The sequence below is a fragment of the Arthrobacter sp. Soil_N43 genome, assembly GCF_057655195.1.
In genome coordinates, this window is sequence record NZ_JBDGML010000024.1 from 1 (window position 1) to 8,109 (window position 8,109).

7 protein-coding genes are annotated in these 8,109 nt (G+C 67.4%); 1 reads left to right on the top strand and 6 read right to left on the bottom strand.

The features are described from left to right. Positions 1 to 311 precede the first annotated feature (311 nt). The 3 genes from AC3A3W_RS01110 to AC3A3W_RS01120 all read right to left on the bottom strand — a co-directional run bounded on the left by AC3A3W_RS01110 (position 312) and on the right by AC3A3W_RS01120 (position 4,121). Positions 312 to 779, bottom strand: coding sequence for an ASCH domain-containing protein (locus AC3A3W_RS01110; RefSeq protein ID WP_487440048.1), 468 nt, complete (start codon positions 777 to 779; stop codon positions 312 to 314). Positions 780 to 877: 98 nt separating this feature from the next. Continuing rightward, on the bottom strand, positions 878 to 3,421 hold the full coding sequence (locus AC3A3W_RS01115; RefSeq protein ID WP_487440049.1) for an MMPL family transporter: 2,544 nt from the start codon (positions 3,419 to 3,421) through the stop codon (positions 878 to 880). A gap of 1 nt (position 3,422) precedes the next feature. Next, on the bottom strand, positions 3,423 to 4,121 hold the full coding sequence (locus AC3A3W_RS01120; RefSeq protein WP_487440050.1) for a TetR/AcrR family transcriptional regulator: 699 nt from the start codon (positions 4,119 to 4,121) through the stop codon (positions 3,423 to 3,425). A gap of 60 nt (positions 4,122 to 4,181) precedes the next feature. On the opposite strand from AC3A3W_RS01120, the gene AC3A3W_RS01125 reads away from it, so the two are divergent. Then, positions 4,182 to 4,718: a hypothetical protein gene (locus tag AC3A3W_RS01125; RefSeq protein ID WP_487440051.1), complete on the top strand. Its 537-nt coding sequence runs from the start codon at positions 4,182 to 4,184 to the stop codon at positions 4,716 to 4,718. A gap of 22 nt (positions 4,719 to 4,740) precedes the next feature. On the opposite strand, the gene AC3A3W_RS01130 is transcribed toward AC3A3W_RS01125, so the two are convergent. The 3 genes from AC3A3W_RS01130 to AC3A3W_RS01140 form a co-directional block, all read right to left on the bottom strand. Beyond that, on the bottom strand, positions 4,741 to 5,445 hold the full coding sequence (locus AC3A3W_RS01130; protein ID WP_487440052.1) for an alpha/beta fold hydrolase: 705 nt from the start codon (positions 5,443 to 5,445) through the stop codon (positions 4,741 to 4,743). A gap of 32 nt (positions 5,446 to 5,477) precedes the next feature. Then, positions 5,478 to 6,914: a dicarboxylate/amino acid:cation symporter gene (locus AC3A3W_RS01135; RefSeq protein WP_487440053.1), complete on the bottom strand. Its 1,437-nt coding sequence runs from the start codon at positions 6,912 to 6,914 to the stop codon at positions 5,478 to 5,480. A gap of 201 nt (positions 6,915 to 7,115) precedes the next feature. Further along, on the bottom strand, positions 7,116 to 8,109 hold a 994-nt coding region (locus AC3A3W_RS01140), incomplete at its 5' end, for a DUF885 domain-containing protein (protein WP_487440054.1).

The window sequence follows — 8,109 nt, forward strand, 5'->3', positions numbered from 1 at the left end:
GCAACCACACCAAAGAAACCACTGGCTGGAAAGCCATACCCCGGCCCGGCCCACGGCACACCATCGAACTCCGAACACCGACCGGCCACACCTACCACTCCACAGCACCGCCGCTGCCCGGGACGCAGCTTGGCGTGTCGAACACGGAAGCATGCAGGCACAGACGTGAACTCCGGCGGTACGCAAAGGTTCGTATGCGGGGCCGGGGTCTGCACACGGCGGAAGGTAGGCGCGCGGCCTGAGCTGGCCGCGAGCCGCATTCCGGTCATGCAGCGGTGCAGCGCTAGTTGTACTGCTAGTGCTGCGGCACTCTACCGCTGCGGCGCGTCCGCGTGCTCGGGTGGCCAGACCACTTCGAAGCGCTCAAAGACGATCTCGTCGTCCTCTGACCATTCACGGCCGGCGGCGTCGCAGACGCGCGTCCAGTAGCGGCGGTGTTCACGCTGCCAACTTTCCAGGGTCAGGTCGCCTTCGCCCTCATCACGAGCGAAGGCCGTATCAGCGCCCGTGAAGGGGCCGATACGGAGTTCCGTACTGCGGATGATGATGCGGGGCAGCCCGTCACCGTCGCAGGCTATCCAATGGGATCCGATCCGGGGCACCTGGTCGCCGCGGGCGATGAAGTCGGCGACGAGCTCCGCTGTCGCACGCTTCCTTCCGCTGAGAACCACACCGAGGAGTTCGTTGGCGAGCCGCTTCGAATCACCGAAGTGTTCGACCGTGTACTCGGGCGATGCGGCGACGGCCTCGGGATGTGCGGCGGCGTAGGTGTCCCACATTCGATCAGCTGCTTGAACATCGGGCGGGGCGACAGGATGAGAATGCACTTCCATATCCTCGCAGGCGCAGGCGCAGGCGCAGGGGCGGGTTGCGGCCACTAGCCGGCCGCGACACCGGCGGGTTCGGGCGCCGAGGCGCCGGCCGCCGTCGTGCTTGGCTTGCGGAGCCTTGCCCCCTCCACGTCAACGTCAGGAAGGATGCGGTCGAGCCAGCGCGGCAGCCACCACGCCTTTTCGCCGAGCAGGTACATCACGGCCGGGACAATCGTCATGCGCACCACGAACGCGTCCACCAGCACGCCGAACGCCATGGCGAAGCCGAGCGGCCGGACCATGTTCAGGTGCGAGAAGATGAAGCCGGAGAACACGCTGACCATGATGATGGCGGCGGCCGTGACCACTGCGGAGGCATGGCTGAAGCCGGAGCGCACCGCGTGCCTGGCCGATTCCCCGTGCATGAAGGACTCGCGCATGCCCGAGGCGATGAACACCTGGTAGTCCATGGCCAGGCCGAACAGCACGCCGATCAGGATGATGGGCAGGAAGCTCAGCACGGCCCCCGGGTTGTCGACGCCGAAGACTGGCCCCAGCCAGCCCCACTGGTAGACCGCCACAACAGCGCCGAAGGCAGCGGCAAGGGACAGCAGGAAGCCGCCTGTGGCGAGCAGCGGCACGACGATCGAGCGGAACACCAGCAGCAGCAGGATCAGCGAGAGGCCCACCACGATCGCCAGGTACGGCGGCAGCGCGTCGCCCAGCTTGGTGGACACGTCGATGTTGCCGGCGGTCTGGCCGGTGAGCCCAATGCTCACGCCGAGGGAGTCCTCGATCGCACCCTTCTCGGCCCGCAGCCCGGAGACCACCTCCACGGTGCTGGCGCTGGCCGGTCCCTCCCTGGGGATGACCTGGAACACCGCGGTCCGGCGGTCCTCGCTCAGGGCCACAGGAACCGCGGCCGTCACGTTCTCCGTGCTGCGCAGGACATCCGCAACGTCCAGCTGCTTGGCCATGGCCTCCGATTCGCTGAGTCCTTCGGGGAAACCGCCGACGACGACGATCGGGCCGGTGGTGCCTTCGCCGAAGCTGCGGCTGGTCACGTCGTAGGCCTTGAAAGCCTGCGAATCGGCGGGCTCGGAACCGCCGTCCGGCAGCGCGAGCCTCAACTGGCTGGCCGGCAGAGCCACAATGCCTAGCAGCAGGACACCGGCCAGCGTGGCCATCACCGGGTGCCTGGTGACGAGCCCGCCCCAGCCGTGGCTGCTGCGGTGTTCGTCCTTGGCGCGGTCCGCTGCCTCATGGTTGGGCTCCGCATTGTGCTTCTCGGCCTTTGCCCAGGCCCGCTTGGAGATCAGCTTCCTCCCGACAAGCGAGAGCACCGCTGGGGTCAGGGTCAGGGCGACGACGACGGCGACGGCCACCGTCGCGGCGGCGGACAGGCCCATCACGGCCAGGAACGGCAGCCCCGGAACGACAAGGGCCGCGAGGGCGATGATGACCGTCAAGCCCGCAAAGAGCACGGCGTTGCCGGAGGTTCCGGTGGCAAGGGCCACGGATTCTTCGCCGTCCATGCCGGCCAGTAATTGGCTGCGGTGGCGGTTGACGATGAACAGGCAGTAGTCGATGCCGACGGCGAGGCCCAGCATGAGGGCCAGCATCGGCGAAATGGAGCTCATGTCGACGACCCCGCTCAGGGCAAAGGTGCCGCCAACGCCGGCGGCCACGCCCAGCAGTGCCATGAGGAGGGGCAGCCCGGCGGCGACCAGCGTGCCGAGCATGAGGATCAGGACCAGGGCCGCGACGGCGATGCCGACGATCTCGGCAACGCCAAAGATCTCGGAGACGTCTTCGGTGATTTCCTTGCTGGGCAGTGCTGTTACCCCGGCAGAGGAGACCTCCTTGACGATGTCCTGGACTTCCTGGCGGACCCGGGGCTCGAGGCCGTTGATGGAGGTCTTGAACTGGACCTGTGCTATCGCGGCCTTGCCGTCTGCGGAGACGAAGCGCATGCCCTGGGAGGCGGCCAGCTGGCGCTTGCCGAGGGCGAGCTTTTCATTGCCGGCCTCGAGTTCCTTCGTGCCGGCGTCGAGCTTTTCCTGACCCGCGGCGAGGGCGGCCTTCTGCTGGCCGAGCTGGGCCGCAACGGCCTCCGGCGGAAGTCCCGCAGCGGCCATCTGCTGTTCAGCAGCCGCCAGCCGGGCCTTGCCGGCTGCGAGTTCTGCGGCTGCCTTCTCCAGCTGGGCCTTGGCGGCGGCTGCCTTCCGTTCGCCGGCGGCGAGGTCGGCCGCGGCCCCGTCCAGCTGCGCCTGGGTGGCGAAGGGGTCCACCGTTCCCTGCACGTCCGGGAGGGTCTTGAGCTTTGTCAGGGCGGCGGACACCGCTTCCCTGCCGGCTTGGCTGAACCGGGCGTCGTTGGCTTCGAAGACGATCCCGGCCGAGCCGCCCGAGGATGAGGGCAGTTCCTTCCTGAGCTTGTCCGCCATCTGCTGGGTTTCGGTGCCCGGGATCTGGAAATTGTTGGACATGGTTCCATGGAACGCCGCTGCGGACCCGCCGACGGCCACGAGGACTGCGAGCCAGAGTGAGATGACAAGCCAGCGGTGGCGGTAGGAAAACTTGCCGAGGCGGTAGAGGAGAAGTGCCATGTCAGGACCGTTCTGGTGAGTGCGGGGCGGAGGTGGGTGCTTGGGGAGTGAAGCCGGAGCCCAACAGCCCCATGGAATCGATCAGCAGTTGCCGGAGGATGGCGAGTGACTTCGGCGAGAGGTCCGTGCCGCAGCGGCTGAACCACACCTCCATGGCGGCTTTGCCGCAGGAGATGACGGAACCGGCCAGGGCACGGAGGTAGAGCTCGTCCATGTCTCCCGCCTGGCTGTGGGCGGTGCGCTCGCGGGCGGCGGCGATGATCTGTTCTGTGCAGTGGTCCCATGCCTCCAGCTCCGAACGTGCCAGCAAGGGACTGGCCTGCGTCAGGCTGAAAAGCTCGGCCATCGGTGCCACCGACATCGGGTCGGCCAGTTCCACGAGGGCCGCCCGGGCCGACTCGAGGATGGGTTCGTTAGGGGGCCGCAGCCGGAACTGCTGCAGAGCGGTGTCCAGGAAGCCGTGGGTCACCGAGGCGATGGCCGCCTCTGTGCTGCTGAAGTAGTTGAAGAACGTGCGGCGTGAGATGCCCGCTGCTTCAGCAATGTCCTCCACCGTGAACTTGCCGGGCCCCTTGCTGCGCAGGAGCTCAAGGGTCGAATTCGAGATGGCCTGGCGGGTGGCGGCTTTGTTGAGCTCCCGGCGGGTAGGGGCCGGGGCCGTTTCGGGCGGAGGCGGCGAGGGCGAAGTGGAAGTGGACACGCAATTACACTACGTGCATGTTTGCACTCTGCGCAAGATTCCCGGCGGCACAGGAAGAAAGTGGCCCTGAGCCTTAGCGCGGGGGCGGTGGCGCTCGGTGCCGGTTTTGGTGTGACGGAAATGGCCGTGGCAACGACGGCCACTCCAACTCCCACCCCCACCTCCAGCAGTCCTTCCGGCATCCCTGCTCCCGACCGTCACATGCTGGGCCGGGGAAAGCACGGTCACGGGCACGGGGATCGTGGCGGGCAGGCGGCGGCATTGGCGGCCAAACTGGGCGTGGACGAGGCCAAGGTAGCGGAGGCGCTGCGGGCATTCCGCGAGGCCAACCGGCCTGCCGGTCCGAGAACCGACGGGCGAAAGCCGGACCGTGCGGCGATGGAGGCTGCACTGGCCGCGTCCCTGGCCAAGTCCCTTGGAATCGACGAAGCCAAGGTGAAAACGGCACTGGAAGAACTGCGAACCGAAGCACAGAAGAACCGGGCGGCCGCGCTGAAGCCGCGGCTGGATCAGGCAGTGGCGGACGGCACGCTCACCCAGGCGGACGCCGTCACCAAGGCGGTGGAGCAGGGCGTGATCGGCGGCGGCCGGCACTAGGCTTCCCGCGCCCCGCGTGGGCTCACGCCGAACGGTTCACAGCCGCCAGGACTGCCGCACCGAGCTCGGCGGGCTTGGTGAACTGGGGCCAGTGTCCGGTGGGAAGGTCCACCAGGTCGAGGTCGCGGATGCGCGCGAGCTCCTCAACGTAGGGGTGGCCCGCATCCATCCACTCCGTGAGCAGGCTGGTCGGGAATTCGCAGGTGATCACGGTTGCGGGGACCTCGTACCGGCGCGCATCGTGGAGGTGCTGACGGTCGTAGGCCACGCCCTTTGGCTGCGGAATGGCACGGGCGCGGAACATGGTCCGCAGCTCGTCATTCAGGTCCACGAGGTCCGCCTCGTCGAAGCCGTCCCACGGCGGCAGGGGAACCTCGTCGCCGTCGGCCGGCAGTTCATCGTTGATGACGCCGCCCTCTCCGAGCGGGCCGCTGTCCACGTAGACGGCGCGCGCCACGCGCTCCGGCCGCGCGTCGACGGCTCCGTGGATGATCGCCCCGCCGCCGGAGTGTCCCACGAGCACCACCGGGCCCTCGATGGCATCCACGGCGGACACAACGGCATCGATGTGGTCGCGCAGCCCGATGCCGGAGCGCGGGGCATCCTTCGCCTCCAGCCCCGGAAGGGTCAGCGGATGGACGCGGTGCCCCGCCGCCACCAGCGGCGGGGTCACCTCCGACCATGAAGAAGCGTCCAGCCAGAATCCGGGAACCAGAATGACATCCATGGCAGTACCCTAGCCGCAACACCGGGACGGGGCTACGCCCTTGCGTCGGCCAGCTCTGGGCCCTTCGGGGCATCGGCCGTTTCGGCGGCAGGCTCTCCGGCGGGGGAGTCATCCGTGAAGGGATCGCCGGACCGCGGCGCGTTGTAGAGGGCCTCGTCCAGGATGCCCTGGCGCTTGGCCACGATGGCGGGGACCAGTGCCTGCCCGGCCACGTTGACCGCTGTGCGGCCCATGTCCAGGATGGGGTCGATCGCCAGCAGGAGTCCGACGCCGGCCAGTGGCAGTCCCAGCGTGGACAGTGTCAGGGTCAGCATGACCACGGCGCCGGTGGTGCCGGCCGTGGCCGCGGATCCGAGGACCGACACGAGGGCGATCAGCAGGTACTGGCTGAAGTCCAACTGGATGCCGAAGAACTGGGCCACGAAGATGGCGGCGATGGCCGGGTAGATCGCGGCGCAGCCGTCCATCTTGGTGGTGGCGCCCAGCGGAACGGCGAAGGAGGCATAGCCGCGGGGAACGCCGAGGTTCCGTTCGGTGACGCGCTGGGTCAGCGGCAGTGTGCCAATGGAGGAGCGGGAGACGAATGCCAGCTGCACGGCCGGCCACACGCCGGAGAAGTACTGCTTGACGGAGAGGCCGTGGGAGCGGATCAGCACGGGGTATACGCCAAAGATCACCAGGGCCAGGCCGATGTAGATCGCCACGGTGAATTTGCCCAGTGAACCGATGGTGTCCCAGCCGTAGACGGCCACGGCGTTGCCGATCAGGCCGACGGTGCCGAGGGGAGCGATGCGGATGATCCACCACAGCACCTTCTGGATGACGGCCAGGGCCGAGGCGTTGAGTGCCAGGAATGGTTCCGCCTGCTTGCCCACCTTGAGGGCAGCGATTCCGACGGCGATCGCGATCACCAGGATCTGCAGCACGTTGAAGCTGACAGCGGTGGTGACGGCACCGGATTCGGCCACCGTGGAGCTGGCGCCCAGGCCCAGGAAGTTCTTCGGGAAGAGGCCTGTCAGGAACGCCCACCAGTCACCTGACTTGCCTGCATACTCCTTCGCCTCGCCGGCCAGGCCGGTGTTGGCGCCGGGCTGCAGCAGCACGCCCAGTCCGATGCCGATCAGCACGGCGATGAGGGACGTGATGGCGAACCACAGCAGGGTGTTCCAGGCCAGCCTGGCCGCATTGGAGACTTCGCGGAGGTTGGAAATGGAACTCACCACGGCGGTGAAAATCAGGGGCACGACGGCGGTCTGCAGCAGCGAGACATAGCTCGAGCCGATGGTCTGCAGCGTTGCGCCAAGACCGTTCGGGCTCGCCTTGGTGCTGCCGGTGTACTTGGCCAACAGGCCCAGTCCGAGCCCAACGATGAGGGCGGCGATGATCTGGAAGCCGAACGAACCTGCCCACCGGGGCAGCTGGAAGCCGGTGCGCCCGGCCGAAGGAGAAGTGCTGATTTGATTGCTCACCGAAACAAGCTAGGCCGCGCAAAATACAGCTTCCACCTGGCATTGAGAAATATTACGCGGGAGTAGCACTAGGCAACCGCCCACATGCCCGGAAATCCGGCTAAGGGCCGGCCTTTTGTGAAGTTATTCCCGCAGCGCGTGTGGCAAAGATCTCCCGGACGCCGCCGGTCGAGCTGGTCGAGACCCTCGATTTCGACGGGCTCAATCAGCGGGGCCGAGCATCGCCCGCTTGAGGGTGTCCAGGCCGACGGAGCCGATGTCCAATGCCTTCGTGTGGAACGCCTTGAGGTCGAAGCCGGGCCTGGCTTCGAGCTCGGCGCGGATCTGCTCCCAGAGCCGCTGGCCCACCTTGTACGACGGCGCCTGGCCGGGCCAGCCGAGATAGCGTGCGAACTCAAACTGCAGCTGCCCCTCGCTGATGTCGAGGTTTTGCTTGAGGAAGCTGTAGCCCTTCTCCGGCGTCCAGCTGCCCGACCCCCACCGGGCGGGCATTTCCAGTTCGAGGTGGATGCCGATGTCGAAGACCACGCGCGCAGCCCGCATCCGCTGCATGTCCAGCATGCCCATGTGGTCGCCGGGGTCCTTGAGGTAGCCAAGCTCCTCCATGAGCTTTTCGGCGTAGAGTGCCCAGCCCTCGCCGTGCCCCGAGGTCCAGCAGACGTTCCGGCGCCAGCTGTTCAGGAGTTCGCGCCGGTACACGGCCGTGGCGATCTGCAGGTGGTGCCCGGGCACGCCCTCGTGGAAAACGGTAGTGGTTTCCGACCACGTAGTGAAGGTGTCCTCGCCGGCCGGCACGGACCACCACATGCGTCCGGGGCGGCTGAAGTCATCGGATGGGCCCGTGTAGTAGATGCCGCCCTCGTCGGTCGGCGCGATCAGGCACTCGAGGGTCTTCATCACGTCCGGGATGTCAAAGTGCACGCCGGCGAGGTCGGAGATGGCCCGGTCCGACAGCTCCTGCATCCATGCCTTCAGGGCTTCGGTTCCTTTGAGCTGCCGGTCGGGATCGCTGTTCAGGATCCGCTTGGCTTCCGCAACGGACGATCCGGGCCGGATCTCCCCGGCCACGGCCTCCTGGGCGGCGATGATCCGCTCCAGTTCACCGATGCCCCAGGCGTAGGTTTCCTCCAGGTCCACCTCTGCCCCGAGGAACCCGCGGGAGGCGAGCGCGTAGCGTTCGCGGCCTACGGCATCC

Bases quoted from the DNA above. Each gene is read 5' to 3' on its own strand.
- AC3A3W_RS01110 (WP_487440048.1), bottom strand. From the start codon at position 779: ATGTGGGACACCTACGCCGCCGCACATCCCGAGGCCGTCGCCGCATCG.
- AC3A3W_RS01115 (WP_487440049.1), bottom strand. From the start codon at position 3,421: ATGGCACTTCTCCTCTACCGCCTCGGCAAGTTTTCCTACCGCCACCGC.
- AC3A3W_RS01130 (WP_487440052.1), bottom strand. From the start codon at position 5,445: ATGGATGTCATTCTGGTTCCCGGATTCTGGCTGGACGCTTCTTCATGG.